Raw genomic sequence first — 23,088 nt, forward strand, 5'->3', positions numbered from 1 at the left:
CCTTTACAGAACTTAGTAACAATGAGAAAATTATTCTTGTTGTGTGTGATTAATCAGCCATCAGTTGAACTGGTGGTTGGGGATGAGCACATTTTGTTCTCATAGCATAACTGGATAGTGCACCCGCCTCCTAAGCGGATGATTCCGGTTCGATTCCGGATGGGAACATACAAAAAGAAGAGTGTGAATCAATTTGGGAATCATCGAGCACTAAAATGATATCAGCGTTATCCGTTTTTGGGATAACGCTGATATTTATTTAGGCGGAAATGATTGAATTGATGAACACGTTTTATGTGAATACAATTAGGTGACGGGATTGATTAATTGAGCGCATTTTAGAAAATAGAAAATGATATCAATATCTGTATTTTAGATATATTGATATTTTTTTGTAAAATATTCTAAATTAAGACTTTAGATTGATTCATTTCATTAATTTAAATAAATTGATTATATTTTTACGTATTTAATTAATAGATGGGTTGTCGTGACTTTTTGGCAGTCTATCTCTTGTCGCTTAGTATCATTACGATCCCTTGCGAAAAAGATTATGACAAGGAGGGAATCTAACATGAAGACTAAGAAAGGAATCATTTTGTTGAATTACAATGATTTGTCTTTCAACATCCTACGAGCAGCGTACTATGAACTGCAAATTGCACTCGCAATTGCAGGATGGTTGAATTCAAAAAAAGCGTAATCCAAAGGATTACGCTAACAACAAAATGATACTATATGACAAGGGGGTAACGGAGAAACACCTCTTCGTTATCCTTACATAGATAATATACCGCGAAAGGTAATAAAACTCAACTTAATTAGTTTAATGAAAAATAGTTATTTAGCCGTACTGGTTAAAAAAGATACTATTTAATTTAGTAAGCATAAAAAGTCTAATATGCTTTATCTTAACTAGAAAAATACCAAGGTTATTAACAATGATGCCTATTATTTCAATCTGTTCCAATACATAATTAAGTGAGCGAAGATTAATAGCTAAACGTGCTAAATATTGCACTGAAAATAGCAGCAAAGAATACAAAATAAAGAACAATGAAAATAATCGCAAGGATGAAGAATACGAACCCTGCACGATTCCAAGTTTCTTGAACGGCTTTGAATGTAGCAATGTCCTTGTAATTACCTTTTTGCCAAGCCCACTCGTTGCCTTTGAAACCAACAACAAACACCCAAACGAGATTGAACAGTGGAATGAGACAAAGTAAAGGTAGATATGTTTTGTTACCTATGCCCCAATAAATACTAAACATGAAGGCACCCCAGTTCCAACCTTTGACCTCGTTTGGTGCCACAACACTTCCATCTTCTTGCATAATATACTCCTCCATAGCAGCTTTTACCGCCGTTCAGCTTTGGACGTCCTTAACTGTGAGTATACCCATGTATTTATTGACTGACAATAAAAAAATTGAGCACGTTAAATCGATGAAGATTAACTTTCCTAAGTTGTCAGCAAAAGAGCATTAAATTCACATTAATTTAACTGATAACTCTCAAAAATTAAAAGATAAATGCGGACTATGATTAATATCATGAATCGGTAATAATCGAGTAGGAGGCAGTTGATTAGTTCAGCTACCGACCTCTCACACCACCGTACGTACGGTTCCGTATACGGCGGTTCAGTAATTTAAGCATTTTGAATAGACTGGAATACCTTGGAGAGATTCATCAATCCAAGTTGTTCCAGTTTTTCGTTTGTTAACGTATAAAGTAGTGTTTTGCTATGTGCTGTGCGCCAGTAACCCTTGCGGGTATAAGCAGCTAGCCGAGCATCATTCTGATTCAAACCTAGTCGTTTCAGGTTAGTGATCTTCGTTTTGATTTTCTTCCATGATTTCCAGATGTATTGTCGAACTCTAGACCGTAGCCACTGATCTATTCGTTTCAAGAAGTTTGTCATCTTACCAGATGAGTAGTATTGAATCCATCCGCGCATTTTTCGTGTGATTTCCATAAACATTTGTTCAAGTGAAATTCCGCGATTGCGTTTCGTAATTCGTTTGAGTTCCTGTTTGACCCGTATTTGGGATTGTTTTGACGGCCTTGAGAAAGCACCACCCCTACCAACTCCCAGTGAGAATCCCAGAAATTTCAATCTCAATGGTGACCCGACTTTACTTTTGTCACGATTGACGGTTACTTTAAGATCCTTTTCCAGAAATCTACTAATACTCTCAAGTACCCGGTGACCTGCTCGTTTACTCTTAACGTAAATATTGCAGTCATCCGCATATCGGACAAAGTGGAGACCTCGTTCCGTTAATACTTTATCCAGCTCATTGAGATAGATATTCGCCAATAGTGGTGACAGTGGTCCGCCTTGCGGGGTTCCCACGACACTCGCTTCGAAGGTTGAACCAGTCATAACACCACTAGTCAAAAACTTTCGAATTAGCTTAATCAACCAAGGATCATCAATATATTGTTCGATATACTTGATCAGTAAATCATGATTGACTGTATCGAAGTATGCCTTTAAATCAAGATCAACCACGACGTGGTAACCCTCGTTATACAGCGATACCACTCGTTTAATTGCATCTTGCGCACTTCGATTAGGTCGAAAACCAAAACTATTATTTGAGAAAACTTGTTCAAAAATCGGAGACATCACTTGTGCGATTGCTTGTTGTATCATTCGGTCAATTACCGTTGGCACGCCTAATTTTCGCACGCCACCATTTGGTTTGGGTATTTCTACTCGTTTAACCGCCTTCGGCCGGTACGTCCCATCATTCAACTGATGAATAAGTTCAGTTTTATGAACTCTCAAATAACCTAACAGATCATCGATGGTCATTCCGTCGATGCCTGCGACACCTTTATTACGCACAACCCGTTGATAGGCCAGATTCAAGTTATCTCGATCCAACACGCGTTGTTCAAACTTAATGCCACTCATCATCGTTGTTTTATTAGAATTCATCCTACGCGCCCCAGTTTGTTCTTGGTCTTCCAGACCTACCATCCACTGGTGGTCAGCTTTGTTTTCTGTTTTCTGCGATCGTCGCATAAATTCCACCTCCATAATCAATGTGAGTTATTACTGTTCAGCCCTTCGTGACGAAGTCACTACTATGGCCTCGGCTGACTCCTGATAAACTCAGTATTCCATCACTGAAACAGTTGTCCTGTAGAACTTGATTGCTCTTCTTGTCGGGACTTGTCTATCAGGCCTCCCCGGGTAAGAACGTCAACTTTCATACCATGTCACCATTAGCTTTACCATCGTGATTTTGAGTAGTATCGGACTTCGATTTGTTGAGCAATCTTATCCAATCAGTTCTGGCCTTATAGCTACTTCTTGTTCATTGGTGCGGTATTTTGCTCCTCAGACTTCCTTCAGATTCCACTTCACAGTGGACACCCTTGTCCTTGGCTAGTGGTTCCGACTACTACGGCCCACAGTGGACTTTCACCACCTAGTTGGCGCCCATGCCGGGCGCACTCAAAAAAACACATCGATTAAGAATCGATGTGTTGCATCTGAATATTATTCAAGTTTTAAATTAAAGACTAACATTGATAAATTTTTGTTGGTCAAAGTCGTACAATCCTTGATCAGTAATCTTGATGGAAGGAATCACTGGTAAAGTTAAAAATGACAAAGTCAAAAATGGATTAAAATCCCGGTTTGAACTGATCTTGTAGTATGCATCTGTTATTGATTTGAGATCAACTAGGGCATCTTGATAAGTTTTGGCAGACATGACACCGCCAATTGATAATGGCATCGTAGCTAAGATATTATGGTCATCAGTTACTGCAATGCCACCACCAACGCGAGTTACTTCTTGTACGGCCTGAATAATGGCTTGGTCATTGGTACCAGCGACCACCAGGTTATGCGAGTCGTGGGCGACAGTTGTCGCAATCGCTCCTTCGTGTAGTTCAAAGCCTTTTACAATTCCTACGCCAACAGTACCTAGATCATGATGGCGTTCGATGACCGCAATTTTAATTAAATCACGGTCCAAATCTGGTTGGAAAACGCCATTATGAACTGGAACCTCTAACTTTAGATGATCCGTGACAATGTGGTTTGGTTGAATTCCAATCACGTGTGCATGTTCTGAAGTCATTGGTAATTGTAGGTCATTTAAAGATAAATGATGATGAACCGTGGAAGCACCAGGTGGCAACGGAGTAGTATCATCCTCGGTTATCATCGTACCGTTCTTAAAGACAGCATCAATATTAACGGTATTTAACCCATTTAGAATCACCAAATCAGCGTGGTAACCAGCAGTGAGAGCACCGACGTTAGATAAGTCATGGGCAATGGCCGCGTTGTAACTAGCCATCGTATACGCTAATTCAGGGGGTAACCCCAAGCTAATCGCTAGCTTAATTGAATAGTCGATTGAGCCTTCGTCTAATAAATCATCGACGATTTTGTCGTCCGTACAAAATGAAAAATTATGGGCGTTTTCTGGGGTAACCGCGTTTATTGTATTGGCTAAATCACGTTCCACAGTGCCTTCTCGCAAAAAAACAGAAAAGCCCGTGGCGAGCCGTTCATTCACTTCAGTGACACTAGTTGCTTCGTGATCAGTATGGATATGTGCACGGCGAAAAACATCTAGTTGTTCAACGTTTAAACCCGCACCATGGCCATCTGCATGAAATCCCGCGGTAATGGAATCATTAATTTTAGCAATTGTGTCTGGATCTCCGGCAGCCACCGCTGGATAATCCATTACTTCAGCTAAACCATGAACTTCAGGGTATTGATAGAGTGGCCTTAAATCTTTAGCAGTTAACACTGCACCAGAATGATCAAATGGCGTACAAGGTACTGATGACGGCAACATGTAGTATACATCTAATGGTGTTTGACGAGAATCGTTAATCATATATTCAATGCCTTGCACACCTTCAATATTGGCCAATTCATGCGGATCTGCCACAATCCCAGTCACGCCATGTTGAAGTAACACTTTCCCTAATTCACTTGGACTGACCATTGAACTTTCAATATGCATGTGCGCGTCAATAAATCCAGGAACGATGTATTTATCGGTGGCATCAATAATGGCGTTTGCTGTGTAGTCAGTTTGCTTACCAACTGCGACGATTTGGCCGTGGTCAATCCACAGAGTTGTGGGTTCGAATTGACGGGTAAAGACGTTTAATACTTGTCCATTTTGAATACTTGTTTCCACTTGATTCATGAGTTAAAAGTCCTCCAGTTAAATTTGAAATAAGAAAACTTTCATTTTGATTATTTAACGTTATATTTAAAGACTTTTTGTATCAAATGTCAATCATAATCAAAATTAGATTAAAAAAGATATCGTCCAAATGAATTCTAGACGATATCAACATTTTGTTATATACAAGTAAACTAGCACAAACACAATTTCTATATACAAATTAATTTATTATGCCCAATCACCATGGCGGAAAATAGGTACCACAGTGCCATCAAATTGAATGCCATCAACATCCATGGCTGCGGAACCAACCATAAAATCAACGTGGGCAACACTTTGGTTTAAGCCGTGGGTCGTTTGTTCTAAAACAGTCATGTTAGTGCCATTTTTAATATTAAATGGATAGGCAGCACCAATCGCAATATGATTGGCTGCATTTTCATCAAACAGAGTATTCAAAAAGATAATGCCGGATTGGGAAATGGGTGATGGATCAGGAACTAATGAAACTTCACCTAAACTGTGAGTACCATCATCAATTTTTAAGAGTTCTTGAAAGATTGCATCATTAGTGGCGGCATGACCGTTAGTAATTTTGCCGTGAGCAAACGTTAATTCAATGCCCTCAATTAAGTGGCCATTATAGCTGAGTGGTTTGGTAGATTTAATCCAGCCATCAATCTGACGATTATCAGGGGCGGTAAAGACTTCTTCAGTCGGGATGTTTGGTACGAAAAAGTTACCGGCTAGGTCCGTGCTCCCAGCAGCTTCCCAAACATGTTGGTCAGCTAAGCCAATCGTAATGTCAGCGGTCGGTGCACTATATTTTAACGCTTTAAAATTAAAGCTATTTAACCAGTCGGCCTTTTGACTAAGTTCACGAATATGATCTCGTCAGGCTGCAATTGGATTGGGAGTATCAATTCTGGCGGTAAAGAAAATCGCATCCCATAATTTATCGAGGGCAACGATTGGTGCGTCATCTGGAAAGACTTTTTCTGCCCAAGCCTGTCCCGCTGCTCCAACCACGAGCCATGACACGTCGTTATTCATTGTAGCTTTCCGAATTGACCGTCGCGCAACACTGAGAGCCTTTTGATAGGCACTGAGTCGTTTGCTATCCAGTCCCGCTAACGCATCTGGATCATCGGAAAGGACCGTAATCCGACTCGCATGTTTAGCCATTAATTCATCAGCCTTACCCTTGATATAGTCTGGCATTGTTGTTAAACGTTCTTGACTAGTGTGGGCTAAGAATTCGCGTGAAAGAAAATCATCGGTCCATTCGACGACAACTTCATCTGCGCCAAGGTCGTAAGCTGCTTGGGTGATGGCGTGGGCAAGGGGTTGTTGGTCGACACCGATGGTTAAAATTATGGTTTGACCAGGTTGCACGTTGACGCCAACTTGCGTAATTAAATCCGCATATTTATTTATTTTATCTTCAAAGTTTTTAACAGTCATAAAATTCACTCCTTCGTTGCTGATATCGTAACATATTGGCGGAAAAGTTAGTGAGTGCAACCCTTGCTGAATAAGAGTAAGATAGTATTAAAAAGGGGGGATTCAGTTGACGAGTGTACACAAAGTGATGTTAATTTTTGGGACCCGACCAGGGGCAATTAAAATGGCACCAGTTGTTAAAGCCATGCAAGCACAGCCAGACCGGTTCGAGCCGATTGTGGTGGTGACTGCACAGCATCGCAAATTACTGGATCAAGTGTTATCGATTTTTGATATCCATCCTGACTTCGATTTAAATTTAATGGTACCGCACGAAAGCCAAGCTGAACGCACGAGTAAGATGCTGCACCACTTGGAAAATATCGTGAATGCCGCCCAGCCAGAGATGATTCTCACGATTGGAGATTCGACGACGACTTTGGTGGCAAGTTTGTGTGCCTTTTACCACCAAATTCCGATTGGCCACGTGGAAGCGGGGTTACGAACCCATGATAAGTACGCGCCGTTCCCAGAAGAAATGCACCGACAATTGGCCGATGTGTTGAGCGATTTGTACTTTGCCCCCACCGAACAAAGTAAGCAAAACCTGTTGATGGAAAATAAAAGCACAGATAGTATTTTTGTTACCGGTAATACTTCCGTCGATGCGTTAAATTATACGATTACTGATGATTATCAGCATCCGGTGTTACGACTGATTCCCGATAACCATCGGGTCATTTTGGTAACTGTTCAACGCCGCGAAAATATGGGTGAACCGATTCGTCGCGTTTTGCACGCCTTGCGGGATGTTGTCGAAACTAATCCCGATGTGGAGTTGGTTTATCCGGTTCATCCCAATCCGGAAGTAGAGAACCTAGCTGAATCCATTTTGGGTGGGCGTGATCGGATTCACTTAGTTGAACCAATGGATGTCTACGACTTTCATAATTTTTCTGCACGCAGTTTTTTAATTGTAACTGACTCTGGTGGGATTCAAGAAGAAGCACCCTCGATGAATGTACCCGTCTTATTATTACGCGACGAGACTGAACGACCAGAAGGAATTGCAGCTGGCACCGTCAAAATTGTCGGCACCACGATTGAAGGCATTCAACAGGGCATCTTTCAGATGCTGCATGATAAAAAAGAATACCGCAAAATGGCGCATGCTAAAAATCCATTTGGGGATGGGCATGCCACAGAACGAATTTTGAAAGTGCTGGATGAATATTTGGACTAACCCTTCTAATAGTAAATACAGTAAATACATGTTATACTTGAATGTGTAAATATGGCTATGTGGAGGAAAATCATGGAAGAACAAGACTATGGTACTTTTAAAACTCGTAAACAAGGTAATTCTGTTACCGTAACACTTCCAAAAAATTCAGGAATTCCAGCTGGAGTTGAAGTAACCGCCTCTGGTTTTAATGAATCTAGTGTGACATACAAAGTAGTCAAACCAAGATTGAAAAAGAACCGATTTAAAAATTTTGATAGATCAAGGTATGATTTTGAACAAGACATAAAAGAGCTCAATTATAATCCTGATGATATTATTCCAGTTGGACGAGAAAGGTTGGATTAATACAATGGATTTTCCTAAGCAAGGAGATATAATTTGGTTAGACTTTGAGCCACATGCCGGAAGAGAAATTGGTGGTCATAATCCTAAAAATGGTAATATACGGAGGCCGTGTATAGTTGTTAGTGGTTACGATTATAATGTCACAACACAATCTGTCCAAGTTATGCCAATTACTCACAGTAAACATGACAATGATTCTATGAAAATTCATATTGTTGATCCGGGGTTAGGGATTGATGGGATGATTATTATGTATCAACTACATGGCTATGACTACGTCAGTAGACACGGTGAAATCATTGGAAGTGTGAGATCTAATATTTTGCGAGAGGTACTTGAAGTGATCCCGGAAATCTTTGAATTGTAGAAATTAAAAAGCAGTGAATTCGTCTGAATTCACTGCTTTTACTATATTAGTTAGTTTTCTTAAAGATGTACCATTTGGAAAAGACATAATTGACGATGATGACAATCACATTATCAATGATTTTGACTAAAATTGAATTGGCATCTAACAAAGAAATTCCGACGTACATAATCACCACATCAATGACCAAGGTCAAGACACGGAAAAAGAAGAACTGAGAAATCTCAATAATAAATGCTTTCACGGTTGTGTAATGGGATGAAAAGACCCAAACCTTGTTGGTTAGGTAAGCGACTAATACGGACAGGAACCAAGCAATGACGTTGGCAACTTGATAATTCCAGCCAAGCCAATCTAAACCAGCAAAGACACCGATATTAACCAGGGTCGTCACGCCGCCAAAGAATGCGTAGGCAATTAGAGATTGGTATTTTTTAAAGAGTGCGAACAAAATAATTACCTCGTTTTACTTGGTCGCAGCTTTGACTAAGTCAGCTGCGAATGCGTTTAAAGTTTTAATATCATCTGAGTCAGGATCAAGGTCAATCTTAACTTTTTCAGCACCACTCTTAGCACCGGCTTTTTCAAATGCGGCCGCAAATTTGTCGACCGAAACGTTGAAATCGTCTAGGTAGAAGGTATCGCCTGAACCGGCCACTCCAAAAATCTTACCTGACAAATCAAGTTCTTGAAGGTCTTCATAGAAGTCCAATCCTTCTTCGGGAAGCGCACCTTCATCATAGGTATAGGGACAAACCACACAGATATCAACGTCTTCAAAATCTTCCGCGTCGGCTTGAGTAATTTCTGTTTCTTCAACTTCAACGTTTAGTTCTTCCAACGCTTCGGTCACGATATCAGCGACATCTTCATTATTTCCAGTTATTGTTGCAAAAACGACTAATGCACTTGCCATAATTGTTTCCTTCTTTCGAGTAGTTATCCTAAGTAGTATAGCAGAAAAATGAAAAGATGTTACAGCGTTAATTGATTAATTGTGTGTTAATTGTGTTATTATTTTATTTGTGATTATTTCAGACTGAAATAATTAACGCCAAGTAAAATATGGAGTTTGTTTATGAAAAAAAAGGTTCTTAATACTTTGATAATCATTAGTACGATAATTATGGTTGGATGTGTACTTCTCTCACTTCAATCAAATCCATTTTCTGTAATGGATCCCCAACATGATTCTTCGATGTTTATATATTTTGGTCGTGGGATGAGTAATGGGTTAATTCCATACATAGATATGCTTGACCATAAAGGACCAATGTTGTGGTTCATTAATTTTGTTGCAGACTTAATAGACAAAGTTGCTTCAGGTTGGGGATTATTTATTGTTGAATTAATTTTTATTGGTGCTGCTTATTATTCAATGTTGAAAATCAGTAAACTTTTAAAAAGCACTAGCTTGGTATATTTATTGACAATTTTGTTCATTACACCTGTGATAATGTTGCTATTCAACAATGGAAATTATACAGAAGAGTATGCATTTACTTTTATATTATGGGCATTATATTTATTAATTAGAAATTTTGTCACAGAAGAAAACACTAAGCTGAGTTTGTTTATAATTGGTTCATTAGGTGCTGCTACCTTTTTCTTACGACCAAATATGATTTCAGTTTGGGTAGTATTCTGTTTAATGTTTTTATTCTTTGGAATTTTCACTAAAAAATATTTTGTGTTGAGAAAACAGGCATTATGGATTTTTATTGGCGGAACCAGTGTAGTCTGTCTAATTTCTTTGTATGGAATTTTAACCAATTCTTTCTCAAAAATGTGGAATGATTCCATAATAATTAATATGATGTATTCAACTTCATCAACAGTGGAAAAAATTAATAGTGGAAAATTTTTCTTAAAACTATTTTGGCAAAATGGAATCCTATGGTCCGTATTTGGATATGCGCTGATTGTATTGCTTAACTGGAAAAATTATAATTTGAAATACAAATTTATGCACATAACACTGTTGATTGGGTTTGTAGTAAATTTTTTAACAATCATAATGTCTGGTCGAAATTATTGGCATTACGGAGTTACACAATTACCGTATTTCTTTATCATGATTTGTTTCTCATTAGTAACGATAACCAATATTAAGTTTAAAAAAATACACAAATATTGCTTGATAACAATAATTGCGGCAATACCAATCGTATTTTCTGCAAAATATATGATAAGTAATTTAGTATATATTAATACAACTATTTTTCCAAATTACACAGGAAGAAAAATTTCAAATTCACACCAAATAATTTCATATATTGATAATCACACCACTAAGAACCAAAAAATATATGTTCACAATATAGATGCAAATATATATTTACAAAGTGGTCGATTTGCCAATTCAAAATATTTTGTTTTGCCTGCAATTGATTATGATAAAACCTCAAAATTAAAAACAGATTTTGAAAACAGCTTTGAGCACAGTTATCCAAAATTTATTGTAGTGACAAAAGTTCTGTATACTCAAGATCATGAGAATGATTTTATGATGAATAATTATATTTACGATGTTATTCAAAAAAAATACACAAAAGTAAAGAGTATTCATGGTGAAATGCTATTATTCAAACTTAACCCAAATTGAGACAAATAAAGGACTACAATTAATTTGACAACTAACAAAAAGGAGAAAATGTTAAATGATTAGTATAAAATCACCACGTGAAATTGAAGCAATGAGAAAATCCGGCGCTGTGATTGCCGGCATGCATATTGGATTACGCGATATTATTAAACCCGGGATTTCCAGCTGGGTCATTGAAGACTTTTGTCGTGATTATATTGAAAACCACGGTGCGGTTGCCGCTCAAATCGGTTTTGAAGGCTATGAATACGCCACTTGTGTCAGCATCAATGATGAAATTTGTCATGGTTTCCCCCGCAAGCACGTTATGTTAAAAAACGGCGACTTAGTTAAAGTCGATACTGTTGTTGAATTAGATGGTGCCTTCAGTGATTCTTGCTGGAGCTATGCCGTTGGTGAAGTCAGCGACGAAATTCAAAAATTGATGGACGTCACAAAGAAGTCACTATATATGGGTATTGATCAAGCAGTGATTGGTAACCGCATTGGTGATATCGGGGCCGTTATTCAACATTACACTGAAGATGAAAATGGCTACGGGGATGTTCGTGAGTTTGTTGGACATGGCATTGGACCTACAATGCATGAAGATCCTTCAGTGCCAGCCTATGGTGAAGCAAACCGTGGACCTCGTCTGCGTGAAGGAATGACTATTACCATCGAACCAATGATTAACACCGGTACTTGGAAAGCAGACGTTAGTGATCCTAGTGGTTGGTTAGCCGTCACGGAAGATGGTGGCTGGAGTTGTCAGTACGAACATACTTTAGCAATCACCAAGGACGGACCTAAGATTTTAACTTCCCAAGATCCAGAATTTGATGCTAAATATCTATAAAAATTTGAGTAATTTGTGCAATTTCGCATAAATTACTTTTTTTGTGCACTCAATTAAACGTTTGATGATGTATTTCATTTTTCAAATTATTAAAAAAGCAAAACCTGGTTTGCGGTTGACACTGGTTATAGGGTAGTTAATAATATTAAGTATAGTGTGTAAATCGGTTTAATACGGGATTGGGAGCGCTATCATTATGGGGGATAAATTAAAAATTCATGCACGGCTGATTGGGGAAATTGTGACAGTGACTGTCATAGTTATTTTTGCTATGGTTAGCCTTTTGCCGACAGCTAGCTTATTTGGCACGCCCAAAATTAATGATGGTGATTTGACCTATCACGGACAAATTAAGAATCATAAGTACGATGGGAAAGGTAAATTAACTTTTCAAAATGCTGATTACTATGTTGGCGACTTCAAAGATGGCCGGTTCGCCAACCAGGGTAAATTTGTCTCACATGATGGTTGGGAGTTCCAAGGAAAGTTCAGACATGGGGTGCCAAATGGGAAGGGTCAAATTAAACAACAAAATCAAATAATTTTTCAAGGTGATTTTAAAAACGGGGAGGTAAATCATGCGAATTAAATGGTTTAGCCTGGTCCGAATTACCGGGTTGGTAACGGTATTGTCTTATCACTTTTTTCAAACAGAGTACACTGGCGGCTTCATTGGTGTAGATATCTTTTTCACTTTTTCTGGATTCCTGATTACGGCTTTGATGGTGGATGAATTTAGTCGTTCTAATGGCTTTAAATTAATGGCTTTTTATCGCCGTCGTTTTTATAGAATTGTGCCAACGTTGTTTCTGTCGGTATTATTGGTCGTTCCATTTACATTTTTGATTGGCAAAGACTTCATTACAAATATTGGGCAACAAATTGCCGCGGCCTTGGGATTTACCACCAATTACTTTGAGATTGCGACCGGTGTGAGCTACGAAACTAAATTTATTCCGCATTTATTTGTGCACACTTGGTCACTGGCGGTTGAAATGCACTTTTATCTCTTGTGGGGCTTAGTGGCATTTATGCTTGCTAAAATGGTGAAAGCTTCAATTGGCAAATCAGAGAAAGCTACTCAAGTCTTTCGGTGGTTGTTATTTAGCTTGTCGACAGTCATGGTGATTGGTAGTGCGACGGCTATGTATTTAGGTACTAATGGATTAGTCGACTTTTCACGGATTTATTTTTCAAGTGTCACCCATAGTTTTCCATTCTTCGTGGAAAGTGCATTTGGGGCAATTACCGGAATTAAATCCATCCTTCCAGCGTTTAAAAAGCTGATTGATATTACTAATAAGTACGTGATTATTGGGGTTGCAAGTTGTGCATGTCTGGCGTTAATTGGATTAGGATATTTTCTAAAATTTAATCAACTATTTACCTACCATGGTGTATTATTATTGGCGACTTTTTTAGCAGTCATCATGATTGTCAGTGCTCGAATTTTGCATGATAAAACACCGAATACCAATGAACCGAAAATTATTACATTTTTAGCAGATGTCAGTTATAGCGTCTACTTGTTTCATTGGCCACTATATGTGGTGTTTGCCCACCTGATGCATAACTGGCTGGCGGCCATCTTGACGACCGTTGTTTCAATTATTTTGTCTGCCTTGTCTTACTATGTTTTAGAACCAATTATCGCCGGTAAAGAAGCAGTGATTGGGCATAAGCAAATCGCTTGGAAACAAATCGGCGTCACGGGCTATGTTGTTAAAAGTGCGCCCAACATGTCGACGCTAGAACGTAATTTGTGGTTGATTGGCGTTCATCAAGATGCTGATAAAATTAATGGCATCCATGAGACGGTTTTAGCCGACACTAACGCCGGTGATACCACCACAATTCCGCAAGGTGTTTCCATTATTGGTGACAGTGTTACTTTAGGGACGCGTGCTTATTTAGGTGATCACGTGGCTGACAGTACTATTGATGCTGAAGGTAATCGAACGATGAATTTGGCTTACCAAGTGATGATTGATCAACAATATAATCATACTTTGGTCCCCTGTCAATAAAATAGACAATTTAAATAGAGACTTTTTTGTCCTATGCCACGACTAAATTTTGAATTTGAGTTTGATACTCATCTTCAAGTTGCTTTGGTGATTTGAATCCACAGTGACTGTGAATTCTAACTGTGTTGTAAAACGTTTCAATGTACTGAAAAACTAGTCGTTTAGCTTCGGAGTATGAATGGATTTTAAACCGATTTATCCATTCACGCTTAATCAAGGCATGAAACGACTCAATGCAGGCATTATCCCAAGGATAAGCTTTCTTTGAATAGCTTAATGTCATGTTAGCTGTAACTTGATTGTAAGCTTCAGACGTAAACTGACTACCACGATCACTGTGCATGATTAATGGCTTGCTAATATGGCGACTGTGCTTAGTCTTTTCAATAAGTGGGATGACATTCGATACCTCCAAGGTTTCAGATAAGTCCCAACCAATGATCCGTCTGGAGTACAAGTCCATAATACTGGTTAAATAAACGAATCCGTCATGAACTGGAATATAAGTGGTGTCAATGCACCAAACGGCGTTTGGTCGCAATGGATTGAACTGCTCGTCTAAAATATTTATTAGCTGTTTATCAAACTTAGAATTGCGAGTGGTAGTCGTCCAAGGGGTTAGGTAAACGGCGTGAATGCCAAGTTCACGCATATACTTACCAACAGTTCGTTCAACGATCTTATATCCTTTTGAGCGAAGTTCTTGGGTGATTTTGCCGGCACCGTAAATACAAAGGCTTTTGAGCCAAATTGCTTTAATTTCACCTTGAATAAACTTCTTCCGAAGCTTTCGCGGTGATTGGTGATTATGACGCTTTTCTCGTTGATAGTAACCACTTCTTGAGATTCCAACATAATCACACATACCATTGATGGAAGGGTGGGATTCCAAAGCGTGCTGAACGTCCATTTCTTGGTATACCTTTTCGGTAGTTACTTGCTCAGAATCCCGATTGATTTTTTTAACACTTCAATCGCTCCTTCAGCGTCACGAAGTTGACGCTTTAGTCGTGCAATCTCCTTGTCCTTATCGCTGGCAAAATTACCAGAGCCACGGCCAAACTCCCCAGTCTCAGTAAACAGCTTAATCCATTTATGTAATGTACTAGCCCCAATACCTAGATTCTTACTTATTTCATTCATGGTCATGTGATCCTTGTTATCTAAGTAATACTGAACGGCCTGTTCCTTAAATTCCTTGTCATAACTGTGCTTCGTCATTATTTGATCCTCCAATTTACTTCCTTAATTATACTAAATCAGAGTCTCTATTTAACTTGTACACTTTTTATTCTAGGCCCACTTTACGTGAATACGTCGTGGTTTGTGTTGGGACTAATGCGCTGGATGATTATTCGGAACAAACAATGAAAATCGTTCATGATTTGGACAAAGGGTACAAACTAATTTTTATGACACCATATAATGCGAATGCAGACAACACTTATAACTCGACCAAACTGGGTAACTTGGAGCGTAAGTTGCCAGCCAAGTATAAATTTATTACGATTGCGGATTGGGGGAGAATTGCGCCACAACACCCGGATGTTTTTGATGGCACGGATGGCGTGCATTTTGGTGGACGTCCCAGTGGAGATATTTTGTATGCTAGAGTGATTAATCAAGGGTTGAAAGACGCCCAAGAAACTCCGGTGAAATAATGACTGATTTAGGACACAATTGTGGCCACTTTCGGTACAAATCAGCACTTCTAATCTTTCATTTTTTGCTACTTCGTGTATAATTTCAAAAGGTAAACAAAACGGAAAGGGAGGAAAGGCGGATGATTAAGCCAACTTTTTTCCAACGAGTAAAAATTACAATATCAGAATTTATTAAACATTTTTTTATGGCACAGGTTTCATCATCGGCCAATGTTTTAGCGTACTATTCGTTATTGTCAATTTTTCCAGCCCTGATTGTGGTGGGGAACTTGTTACCAATCTTGGGTGTGCAAGCCACAACGTTATTGAATTACCTTGAAACGATTATTCCTAAATCAATCTTTGCCTTTATTAAACCAATTGTTCAAGATTCCTTATCAAATGGTAGTGGCGGCTTATTAACGGCTGGTGCATTGATTACTCTGTGGTCAACCAGTCAAGCGGTAGCTGCTTTTCAGCGTGGTGTGAATCAAGCTTACGGGGTCGCGAAAGATCAAGATCCAATCACTAATCGAGTACTATCTTTCGTATGGATGGTATTGGTTATTGTCATCATGGGAGCTGTAATCTTATTCTATGGGGTTGGCGAGTTGTTGCTGGTTCGGTTTAGAACCACTTTTCATATTCAAACTAGCGTGATTGATACCGTTAGCCAACTGCGATGGCCGGTGTCATTCTTCGGCGTGTTTATCGCGTTGAGCTTACTATATTACTTCGTCCCCAATGCTAAGGTGATGTACCGTTATGTATTTTGGGGTGCGTTGATTACGACTATGTTATGGATGCTGCTGTCACAAGTGTTCTCATTGTACACGGTGGTCTTTAGTCAAGCTGTCGCCACATATAAGACGATGGGGGCCTTTGTGGTCTTCATGATTTGGTTGGATATGTCGGGGATGGTGATGATGATTGGTGCTGTAATTAATGCAACACTGCAAAGTTTGCGGCAAGGTGAGATTCACGAAAAAAAGCAATTTTGGAAAAGAAGGAAAGAAAAAAAGGCCTCGCGCTAGGCGAGACCTTTTCGTAATTATTCAGCTGAGACTTTTTCAGCGGTGAAAACTGGTGTGGTAATTGTTTCAACGTACTTAGCTGAAACTGGTGTGGCGTAAATATTTTCGCCTTCAGACGTGAACATTTTCATTTCAGCGAATTGATCCATTGCTGACTTGATGGTAGCTGAATCTAAACCATCGTTAGCGTAGGCTAATTTCAAACTGTGGTTCTTTCCAAGACTACCTTTGAATGCAAGATTTAATGATTTCATTTATAACGACTTCCTTTCTGTTTGTGAAATTGAATTATTTCTTATCGACGCGGTATGATGAAGTAACAGTGGCATTTTCAAACTTGTCACTAGTAATAGTTTCAAGTAATGCACCAAGCTTTTGAATTTGATCATCAGTTGCATTTTCGTCAACGTGACTGAATGAACGGTTGATACCAGTATCGTGGCCTTCACCGACCATGAGTAATTGAACTTTTGCAGTTTTAAATGTACGATTCATATTTGTAGCTCCTTAATATTTTTATTTGGTAAGTGGCGGCCGCTGCTTACATACATAATTAAGAAATGAAATTTGGAATGTAAACTAAAAAATGAGGGGAATGTAAATTTGGTTAAAAAGATTACGATGATTGAAGCTCAAAAAAAGCACGCCGGTCGTTATAACATCTATCTTGACGGGCAATTTGAATTTGGAGTAAGTGAAAGTGTGCTGATCAATTTTAGATTGGCCAAGGGGATGGAAGTTGATAAACAGCTCCAAGCAGACATTACTAAGTCAGATAGTGTGGCGAAAGCTTATTCAAAGGCACTGGACTATATCTCTCATCAATTACGGGCAGAAAGTGAGGTTGTCGACAAACTTAAATCATTAGAGATCGACGAACAAACAATGGCTCAAGTGATGGCTAGGTTACATGAACAAAATCTGATTAGTGATCAAAACTATGCAGAAAGTTTTGTGAGAACAATGGCTATTACTTCAGATAAAGGTCCCACGGTCATTCGACAAAAACTGAAAGCCAAAAAAATTGACGATAATTTGATTGAAAATGCCCTAGCTGAGTTCGATAATAATACAATGCTTGAAAATGCATCAAAAGCGGCTGAAAAAGCAGCCAAACATTATCATCGTGTACCTGAAAAAATGCGCATGCAAAAAATTAGAGTCGCTTTAATGACAAAAGGCTTTAGTACAGATTTAATTAATCAAGTTTTAAATGACCTTGTTCTCGAGACAGACGCTGAAGATGAATGGTATAATTTAACAGTTCAGGCTGAAAAAATTTGGCAGCGAAATCGTAAATATGATGATCGAACTCGAATCATGAAAACCAAACAAAGTTTATTTGGTAAGGGATATCAGATGGACGATGTGAATAGGTGGCTGGATGAAAAGAATTAACATAATCTGGAACTTGAAATTGAATGGGGTAATTGTAAAATTCACTAGTCCACATAATATACGTAAAACGATTAGTATGCACTCAAACTTAGTGCTTTTATAGTATTTGAGCTAAGCATTGTAATGTAAATTGCACAAAATAAATGGAGCGTGTAACATGAAAAGGATTCATAGTAAAATTTTTTTAATATCGTCTTTTGGAATACCTTTCATATTTATTCTTGCAATACTAATGTCAAATAATGTGGTTCCTTTTGGGGACAATTCGTTAATAATTGGCGATATGAATAATCAATATGTAGCTTTATTTGCATATTTTAAGCAAAATATATTTCACCCGATGAATTTTATGTATTCTTCGTCCTTGACACTTGGCGGGAGTTTTTTTGGAGTTTTTACTTATTATTTGTTGAATCCATTAAACTATCTGATTATATTTTTTTCAGTTCAACAATTACCATTATTTTTCACTATTCTGACAACTTTAAAAATTTCACTTATTGGGCTAACAACTTACGTATTTTTTTCCAATTCTACTTTTATTAATAAACTGTTAGATGGAAAGCTTTCGGAGTTATCTAAGTTAATATTCTCATCTGCCTTTGCACTGATGAATTACACATTTGTGTATAAAGAGTGCGTAATGTGGCTTGATGCGATAATCATGTTGCCATTAATAATGATTGGAATCGATAAAATTTTATATAAAAATAAAATCGGATTGTATGTCTTAACTTTAACGCTTACAATATTCACAAATTACTATTTAGGATATATCGTAGGACTTTATTGTTGCCTAATATTTATTTTTTTATTGGTTAGAAGTTTAGTTTCAAAAGATTTGGTTAAGGTTAATGTACAAAAGTTAATTCAATTTATTTTGGCAAATATATTTAGTGTTTTAATTTCGGCAATTGTATTAATTCCAAGTTTTCTATCGACTACAGGAGTTTCAAAGAATACTTCATTTAATTTTCAATCGGTTTATGGATTTACATCACTCACACGTCAGTTGCTCAGAGGTGATCTTGGGGGTAATGTACCCTTAGTCTTTGCCGGTATAGTAGTTCTTTTCTATTTTATTTTATTCTTTTTTGAACAAAAATTCATTGATAGGATTATGGCTTTTATATTAATAATACTGCTGTTCTTATCTACTAAAATAGACATATTATATTTGACTTGGCACGCATTTGCTTGGCCAAATGGTTATGCGCAAAGGGAAAGCTTTGTAATTGTTTTTACAATTTGTGTAATGGGATTCATCGCTTTTAATAAGAATGTTGAAAAAAGTCCAGTAATTAAACAAAGTTCTGTAGTTATTACTGGAATATTGATACTAATTATTGGTTTAATAGCTAAATTTAAAACACAGTTGTCAGTGGAATATTTATTTTTTATACTTATTTGTGTTGTAGGAATAATTGTTTGCATTGAGGTATTGCAATTTAAAAAGTCGGCAATAATTTGGCTACTTATAATTTCTTTAGGTAGTTTATTTTTTGTTGAAAACAAAATCGTAAAACTTCAGGTTACAAATAGCTCCAGTGTTTCTCAATTTTCAAAATACTTCACAAGTACCAACAATGTTATAAAAAAAATTAATAGTAGTGACGATGAAATCTTTAGAATTGGAAACAATTTTCAGATTAATGAAAATGACCCAATGTTGTTCAACTACAAAGGTGTTTCTAATTACGTTTCTCAGCAAAAAAATAGCTTAACGGATTTTATGTCATTTTTTGGATATTACCAAAAGCATGAGTGGCATAGGTGGGCTAATTACAATGGTGGATCAACACTTGCTATGGATCGACTTTTTGGAATAAAGTACACAATTAGCAACAAGTCTAAAACTTTTTATGACTCAATAAAACGTGTTAACAAGTTTATGTATGGTGATAACTTTGGAAATACTGCTACTAATTTTGCAAAACATGTTACTGAATTAGGTGAGTTTACAATTGCAAAGGACAAACTGGCATATCCTCTTGTTTTCAATACAACAAGAAATGCAGCAACTTTAAAATCTTTAAAATATGACACAACTGATAATCCTTTCACCAATCAGAATAAGATTTGGAAAAATATTTCAACTTTCACTAATCAAAATATGTATCAAAAGCAAAAAGTTGACAAAGAACCCAATGTTGATAATCAATTTAATGTAGTTACACGTAAAGATGGTATTGTTTATATTTATGTTCCAGTCAAGCAATCAAAGGAAGCAAGTCCATTTTATATTTATTGTAATAATAGGTTTATAGCTAAATCGTTTGTTGATGAAGGTGAGAACGGGATAGTTTCCCTTGGCAACTTCAAGAAAGGTACAAATTTAAAAATTAAGATTAAATCTGACAACAAAATGTTGAGTAATCCTTATGTATCAGTAGAAAATGAAAAGTTATTTAGTAGAATAAGGAAACAGATGGTTTCAAAGGATATAAAGAATATTAATTATGAGGGTAATAAAATTAGTTTTAAAACTACTTCTAAATATAAGACCAATAACGTTATGATTTCAGTTCCTTTTGATACTGGATGGAAAGCTTACGAAGATGACCATCGGGTTGGAATTGTACGAGGAGCAGGTGGATTAGTGATGATGAAAGTAAAATCGGGTTCGCATGAAATTAAATTGAGGTATTCTGTGTCGGGATTTTTTGTAGGACTAATATTATCGTTATGTGGAACTTTGTCACTGATACTATACTTTGTCGTAAAAAAATATCAAAAAAATAAACTAAAATGATTGTATTAAATTAATCTTAACTATGAAATTCAAAATTATTTATAATGAGGAGTATTGATGTGAACGCCTTTAAAAGAATCATAAAAAAATATTATATGATTTCAGCAACGTTTTTGTTCCTAGCCTTAAGTCTATTAATTGTTTTACCATATTTGTATGGTAGACCAATTGCTAATATTTATGACTTACAATTTCATTTAACGAGGCTTCAAGAAACATTTTTAAACATGAAAAACGGTGATATACTGAATTTGGTTCCAGATGTTTCAACTATGACTTTTGGATCAATCGTATACCCTCAAAATTTATTTTATCCTGTGTATACCTTAATTCCGGAAGCACTAATTCATTTATTGATTGGTAATGCTTGGATTTCATATATTTTGTTTATTAGTTTAGTAAATTTTTTAATTTTTATGTCAATGTTTGTCACTACTCTGAAAATTACTGAATCCAAAGTTGCAGCTTTGTTTTCTGCTTTACTGTATGGCTTTACTCAATTTGAGTTAACATATGTGTTTGTTAAACAAGATATAGCTCAAGCAATGGCATTGATTTTTGTTCCAGTCATATTTTATGGTGCTTATTTAATATTTGTTGGAAATTATAGACGGTGGTACATTTTATCAATTGGAATGACTTTGTTAATTTTTACCCATATAATATCAGTTTTCATGGTAACCATCTTTATTGTGCTTTTATTCGGACTGTTGATAATTAATAAACTAACGAAAAGAGAAGTATTTGTTAGAACTAGCTACTTTGTACTTTCAGGAATTGTTACAATTTTACTTTCAATATTTTTCTTAGGGCCATTAGTTAACAATTATTTGTATGCGGGGGGGATTACTGTAACAAAATGGAATCTGTATTTATCTACGGTTAACATTCAACAAGCTTTATTTAATTTTTTACCAAGTAGTAATGGTGAGACAACTATTGGAGTTGGTGTATCCGGATTGATGTCGCTGATAATTATTTTTAGCACATTTAGAAAGTTTAATGTATTATTTAAGTATTTAACAGGTATGCTTATTGTTTTTTTTATTCTTTCCTCAAATTTATTTCCATGGCAAATATTCAATCAAAAGTTGGAATTTATTCAATCTCCATGGAGATTTTTTCTAATAGTATGCTACTTATTAGCACTAATTTCTGGATATGGTTTGGCATTCCTTTTGAAGAAAGATAGTAGTATTGTTGCTACAGCGATGTTAGTTGTATTTATATTAGTAAGCTCTTTCACTGCAGCTAATATGTATATTAAACAAGATGCTGCAGATAAACCAAACGAAGTGAAAAGTTTCGTTACAAATTATAAATTTTTCGAAAAATTTGAGGTTAAGTCTACAATTTTAGATTATCTACCAAGCAAAACTGGGAATCAAGCTGGAAATTTGCTTAATCATTCAATTAGTGGGTTAAACAAAGGTAAAAATATTAGATTGAGTAAATATGAGATAACCAAAAACGGAGTTAAATATAACGCAATATCTTCTAAAAATTATTCCAAAATTATCTTACCAAATATATATTATCCTGGGTACCATGTACAGATAAATGGTCGCGAAATTAAGCCAAAAATAAATAACGATAAATTATTAGTTGTACCTATTAAGAATGGGAATAACAAAGTTCATGTTTATTATTTGAAAACTAATCTGCAAATAGTAACTTTATGTATCAGTGTTATTTCATGGATAGGAATAATTATTTTTATCAGCGTTATGAAATACCGCATTAAAAGTGATATTGACTTTATTCATCGAAAAATTGAATAGATTATCGTAATAATTGTTACTTATGAAAACATGTATACGTTTTCGCACGTAGTATGTGAATTTTTACGGACTTTTATTTATCCATCAATTAACTTTGTGGTATGATAAAGTGCAACATTGTATTTACAAATTTTGAGGGGGATTTAATATGGAAAGTCCAAGATTTAAAATGTTTAAGCAGGGCAAGTGTTGGTGTGTTTCAGCAATTGCCATTGTTGGAATTGCTATTGGGATGGGGAGCGGCGACGTGAATGTTTCTGCGGATAAGATATCGACTTCCTCGATAAGTGAATCAGATACACTTCCTAGTAATTCATCAAGTTTGCAAGACGCAGAATCATTATTTGTCGAAAATAACGCATCAAACTTAAGTACAGTATTGGATGCAAATAGTACAACGTGGTAGCGTCAAGAATCTTGTGTAAA

Annotated in this window: 23 protein-coding genes, 1 tRNA gene and 1 pseudogene; 15 read left to right on the plus strand and 10 right to left on the minus strand. The window is 36.7% G+C overall.

What is annotated here, in order from left to right:
* Positions 1-95: 95 nt before the first annotated feature.
* Together F0161_RS03945 and F0161_RS11690 are read left to right on the plus strand one after the other, a co-directional pair.
* Positions 96-168 (plus strand) — tRNA-Arg (locus F0161_RS03945).
* A 406-nt stretch (positions 169-574) separates the two neighbouring features.
* Positions 575-703 carry a hypothetical protein gene (locus F0161_RS11690; RefSeq protein ID WP_263862642.1) on the plus strand — a complete coding sequence of 43 codons (129 nt, stop codon included), beginning with the start codon at positions 575-577 and terminating at the stop codon, positions 701-703.
* Between the two features lie 289 nt (positions 704-992).
* Here the strand turns inward: F0161_RS11690 and F0161_RS03950 are convergent, their stop codons facing one another.
* The 4 genes and pseudogenes from F0161_RS03950 to F0161_RS03965 all read right to left on the minus strand — a co-directional run bounded on the left by F0161_RS03950 (position 993) and on the right by F0161_RS03965 (position 6,647).
* On the minus strand, positions 993-1,337 hold the full coding sequence (locus tag F0161_RS03950) for a ribonuclease G (protein ID WP_150203781.1): 345 nt from the start codon (positions 1,335-1,337) through the stop codon (positions 993-995).
* Between the two features lie 317 nt (positions 1,338-1,654).
* The gene (ltrA, locus tag F0161_RS03955; RefSeq protein WP_150204609.1) at positions 1,655-3,040 is read right to left on the minus strand and encodes a group II intron reverse transcriptase/maturase; all 1,386 of its coding nucleotides are present in this window, start codon (positions 3,038-3,040) and stop codon (positions 1,655-1,657) included.
* A gap of 496 nt (positions 3,041-3,536) precedes the next feature.
* Positions 3,537-5,201, minus strand: coding sequence for an adenine deaminase (gene ade / locus F0161_RS03960; protein ID WP_150203782.1), 1,665 nt, complete (start codon positions 5,199-5,201; stop codon positions 3,537-3,539).
* A 210-nt stretch (positions 5,202-5,411) separates the two neighbouring features.
* Positions 5,412-6,647 (minus strand): annotated as a pseudogene (locus F0161_RS03965) (aminopeptidase).
* A 127-nt stretch (positions 6,648-6,774) separates the two neighbouring features.
* Between F0161_RS03965 and wecB the strand changes: the two are divergent.
* The 3 genes from wecB (at position 6,775) to F0161_RS03980 (ending at position 8,584) form a co-directional block, all read left to right on the plus strand.
* Complete coding sequence (wecB, locus tag F0161_RS03970; protein ID WP_150204627.1) at positions 6,775-7,869, plus strand: non-hydrolyzing UDP-N-acetylglucosamine 2-epimerase; 1,095 nt, start codon at positions 6,775-6,777, stop codon at positions 7,867-7,869.
* Between the two features lie 72 nt (positions 7,870-7,941).
* A complete protein-coding gene (locus tag F0161_RS03975) occupies positions 7,942-8,217 on the plus strand; it encodes a hypothetical protein (protein ID WP_137601914.1) in 276 nt (91 codons plus the stop codon).
* Positions 8,180-8,584: a type II toxin-antitoxin system PemK/MazF family toxin gene (locus tag F0161_RS03980; protein WP_150203783.1), complete on the plus strand. Its 405-nt coding sequence runs from the start codon at positions 8,180-8,182 to the stop codon at positions 8,582-8,584. Before F0161_RS03975 ends, F0161_RS03980 begins: the two co-directional genes overlap by 38 nt.
* A 46-nt stretch (positions 8,585-8,630) precedes the next feature.
* Here the strand turns inward: F0161_RS03980 and F0161_RS03985 are convergent, their stop codons facing one another.
* Entirely contained in the window at positions 8,631-9,038 is a 408-nt protein-coding gene (locus F0161_RS03985; RefSeq protein WP_137601916.1) for a GtrA family protein, read from the minus strand.
* Positions 9,039-9,050: 12 nt separating this feature from the next.
* Positions 9,051-9,500: a flavodoxin gene (locus F0161_RS03990; protein WP_137601917.1), complete on the minus strand. Its 450-nt coding sequence runs from the start codon at positions 9,498-9,500 to the stop codon at positions 9,051-9,053.
* Positions 9,501-9,662: 162 nt separating this feature from the next.
* Here F0161_RS03990 and F0161_RS03995 point away from each other — a divergent pair, with 162 nt between their 5' ends.
* The 4 genes from F0161_RS03995 to F0161_RS04010 all read left to right on the plus strand — a co-directional run bounded on the left by F0161_RS03995 (position 9,663) and on the right by F0161_RS04010 (position 14,054).
* Complete coding sequence (locus tag F0161_RS03995) at positions 9,663-11,189, plus strand: hypothetical protein (RefSeq protein ID WP_150203784.1); 1,527 nt, start codon at positions 9,663-9,665, stop codon at positions 11,187-11,189.
* A gap of 55 nt (positions 11,190-11,244) precedes the next feature.
* Positions 11,245-12,027, plus strand: coding sequence for a type I methionyl aminopeptidase (gene map / locus F0161_RS04000; protein ID WP_150203785.1), 783 nt, complete (start codon positions 11,245-11,247; stop codon positions 12,025-12,027).
* 196 nt (positions 12,028-12,223) lie between these two features.
* Positions 12,224-12,616 (plus strand): MORN repeat-containing protein, encoded by a 393-nt coding sequence (locus tag F0161_RS04005; RefSeq protein ID WP_150203786.1) that lies wholly within the window; start codon positions 12,224-12,226, stop codon positions 12,614-12,616.
* Positions 12,606-14,054, plus strand: coding sequence for an acyltransferase family protein (locus F0161_RS04010; RefSeq protein ID WP_150203787.1), 1,449 nt, complete (start codon positions 12,606-12,608; stop codon positions 14,052-14,054). The genes F0161_RS04005 and F0161_RS04010 overlap by 11 nt, the downstream gene beginning before the upstream one ends.
* 31 nt (positions 14,055-14,085) lie before the next feature.
* Here F0161_RS04010 and F0161_RS04015 read toward each other — a convergent pair whose 3' ends face one another.
* Positions 14,086-14,964 carry an IS3 family transposase gene (locus tag F0161_RS04015; RefSeq protein WP_105310504.1) on the minus strand — a complete coding sequence of 293 codons (879 nt, stop codon included), beginning with the start codon at positions 14,962-14,964 and terminating at the stop codon, positions 14,086-14,088.
* A 23-nt stretch (positions 14,965-14,987) separates the two neighbouring features.
* Positions 14,988-15,275 (minus strand): transposase, encoded by a 288-nt coding sequence (locus F0161_RS04020; RefSeq protein ID WP_003688751.1) that lies wholly within the window; start codon positions 15,273-15,275, stop codon positions 14,988-14,990.
* Between the two features lie 146 nt (positions 15,276-15,421).
* On the opposite strand from F0161_RS04020, the gene F0161_RS04025 reads away from it, so the two are divergent.
* Both F0161_RS04025 and F0161_RS04030 read left to right on the plus strand, forming a co-directional pair.
* Positions 15,422-15,715, plus strand: a complete 294-nt coding sequence (locus tag F0161_RS04025; RefSeq protein ID WP_225423207.1) for an SGNH/GDSL hydrolase family protein — start codon at positions 15,422-15,424, stop codon at positions 15,713-15,715.
* A 122-nt stretch (positions 15,716-15,837) separates the two neighbouring features.
* Positions 15,838-16,731: a YihY/virulence factor BrkB family protein gene (locus F0161_RS04030; RefSeq protein WP_150203788.1), complete on the plus strand. Its 894-nt coding sequence runs from the start codon at positions 15,838-15,840 to the stop codon at positions 16,729-16,731.
* Between the two features lie 17 nt (positions 16,732-16,748).
* Here the strand turns inward: F0161_RS04030 and F0161_RS04035 are convergent, their stop codons facing one another.
* Together F0161_RS04035 and F0161_RS04040 are read right to left on the minus strand one after the other, a co-directional pair.
* Positions 16,749-16,985, minus strand: a complete 237-nt coding sequence (locus F0161_RS04035) for a DUF2922 domain-containing protein (protein ID WP_137601923.1) — start codon at positions 16,983-16,985, stop codon at positions 16,749-16,751.
* Between the two features lie 34 nt (positions 16,986-17,019).
* On the minus strand, positions 17,020-17,226 hold the full coding sequence (locus F0161_RS04040) for a DUF1659 domain-containing protein (protein ID WP_150203789.1): 207 nt from the start codon (positions 17,224-17,226) through the stop codon (positions 17,020-17,022).
* Positions 17,227-17,334: 108 nt separating this feature from the next.
* Here F0161_RS04040 and recX point away from each other — a divergent pair, with 108 nt between their 5' ends.
* The 4 genes from recX (at position 17,335) to F0161_RS04060 (ending at position 23,068) form a co-directional block, all read left to right on the plus strand.
* The gene (recX, locus tag F0161_RS04045) at positions 17,335-18,129 is read left to right on the plus strand and encodes a recombination regulator RecX (protein ID WP_150203790.1); all 795 of its coding nucleotides are present in this window, start codon (positions 17,335-17,337) and stop codon (positions 18,127-18,129) included.
* Positions 18,130-18,286: 157 nt separating this feature from the next.
* Positions 18,287-20,881: a YfhO family protein gene (locus tag F0161_RS04050; RefSeq protein WP_150203791.1), complete on the plus strand. Its 2,595-nt coding sequence runs from the start codon at positions 18,287-18,289 to the stop codon at positions 20,879-20,881.
* 59 nt (positions 20,882-20,940) lie between these two features.
* Positions 20,941-22,662, plus strand: coding sequence for a YfhO family protein (locus tag F0161_RS04055; protein WP_190318909.1), 1,722 nt, complete (start codon positions 20,941-20,943; stop codon positions 22,660-22,662).
* A gap of 148 nt (positions 22,663-22,810) precedes the next feature.
* Complete coding sequence (locus F0161_RS04060) at positions 22,811-23,068, plus strand: KxYKxGKxW signal peptide domain-containing protein (RefSeq protein WP_150203793.1); 258 nt, start codon at positions 22,811-22,813, stop codon at positions 23,066-23,068.
* Positions 23,069-23,088: the final 20 nt, after the last annotated feature.

Source organism: Paucilactobacillus nenjiangensis (assembly GCF_008632615.1).
Classification (GTDB): domain Bacteria; phylum Bacillota; class Bacilli; order Lactobacillales; family Lactobacillaceae; genus Paucilactobacillus; species Paucilactobacillus nenjiangensis.

What these genes read in the sequence shown, in the direction of transcription:
- F0161_RS04025 (WP_225423207.1), top strand. Translation starts at nt 15,422, where the DNA reads ATGAAAATCGTTCATGATTTGGACAAAGGGTACAAACTAATTTTTATG.
- ltrA (WP_150204609.1), bottom strand. Translation starts at nt 3,040, where the DNA reads ATGCGACGATCGCAGAAAACAGAAAACAAAGCTGACCACCAGTGGATG.
- F0161_RS04020 (WP_003688751.1), bottom strand. Translation starts at nt 15,275, where the DNA reads ATGACGAAGCACAGTTATGACAAGGAATTTAAGGAACAGGCCGTTCAG.
- F0161_RS04050 (WP_150203791.1), top strand. Translation starts at nt 18,287, where the DNA reads ATGAAAAGGATTCATAGTAAAATTTTTTTAATATCGTCTTTTGGAATA.
- F0161_RS04030 (WP_150203788.1), top strand. Translation starts at nt 15,838, where the DNA reads ATGATTAAGCCAACTTTTTTCCAACGAGTAAAAATTACAATATCAGAA.
- F0161_RS04040 (WP_150203789.1), bottom strand. Translation starts at nt 17,226, where the DNA reads ATGAATCGTACATTTAAAACTGCAAAAGTTCAATTACTCATGGTCGGT.
- map (WP_150203785.1), top strand. Translation starts at nt 11,245, where the DNA reads ATGATTAGTATAAAATCACCACGTGAAATTGAAGCAATGAGAAAATCC.
- F0161_RS11690 (WP_263862642.1), top strand. Translation starts at nt 575, where the DNA reads ATGAAGACTAAGAAAGGAATCATTTTGTTGAATTACAATGATTTGTCT.
- ade (WP_150203782.1), bottom strand. Translation starts at nt 5,201, where the DNA reads ATGAATCAAGTGGAAACAAGTATTCAAAATGGACAAGTATTAAACGTC.
- wecB (WP_150204627.1), top strand. Translation starts at nt 6,775, where the DNA reads ATGTTAATTTTTGGGACCCGACCAGGGGCAATTAAAATGGCACCAGTT.
- F0161_RS03980 (WP_150203783.1), top strand. Translation starts at nt 8,180, where the DNA reads ATGATATTATTCCAGTTGGACGAGAAAGGTTGGATTAATACAATGGAT.
- F0161_RS04035 (WP_137601923.1), bottom strand. Translation starts at nt 16,985, where the DNA reads ATGAAATCATTAAATCTTGCATTCAAAGGTAGTCTTGGAAAGAACCAC.
- F0161_RS04015 (WP_105310504.1), bottom strand. Translation starts at nt 14,964, where the DNA reads ATGGACGTTCAGCACGCTTTGGAATCCCACCCTTCCATCAATGGTATG.
- F0161_RS04060 (WP_150203793.1), top strand. Translation starts at nt 22,811, where the DNA reads ATGGAAAGTCCAAGATTTAAAATGTTTAAGCAGGGCAAGTGTTGGTGT.
- F0161_RS04010 (WP_150203787.1), top strand. Translation starts at nt 12,606, where the DNA reads ATGCGAATTAAATGGTTTAGCCTGGTCCGAATTACCGGGTTGGTAACG.
- F0161_RS03950 (WP_150203781.1), bottom strand. Translation starts at nt 1,337, where the DNA reads ATGCAAGAAGATGGAAGTGTTGTGGCACCAAACGAGGTCAAAGGTTGG.
- F0161_RS04005 (WP_150203786.1), top strand. Translation starts at nt 12,224, where the DNA reads ATGGGGGATAAATTAAAAATTCATGCACGGCTGATTGGGGAAATTGTG.
- F0161_RS03995 (WP_150203784.1), top strand. Translation starts at nt 9,663, where the DNA reads ATGAAAAAAAAGGTTCTTAATACTTTGATAATCATTAGTACGATAATT.
- F0161_RS03975 (WP_137601914.1), top strand. Translation starts at nt 7,942, where the DNA reads ATGGAAGAACAAGACTATGGTACTTTTAAAACTCGTAAACAAGGTAAT.
- F0161_RS03990 (WP_137601917.1), bottom strand. Translation starts at nt 9,500, where the DNA reads ATGGCAAGTGCATTAGTCGTTTTTGCAACAATAACTGGAAATAATGAA.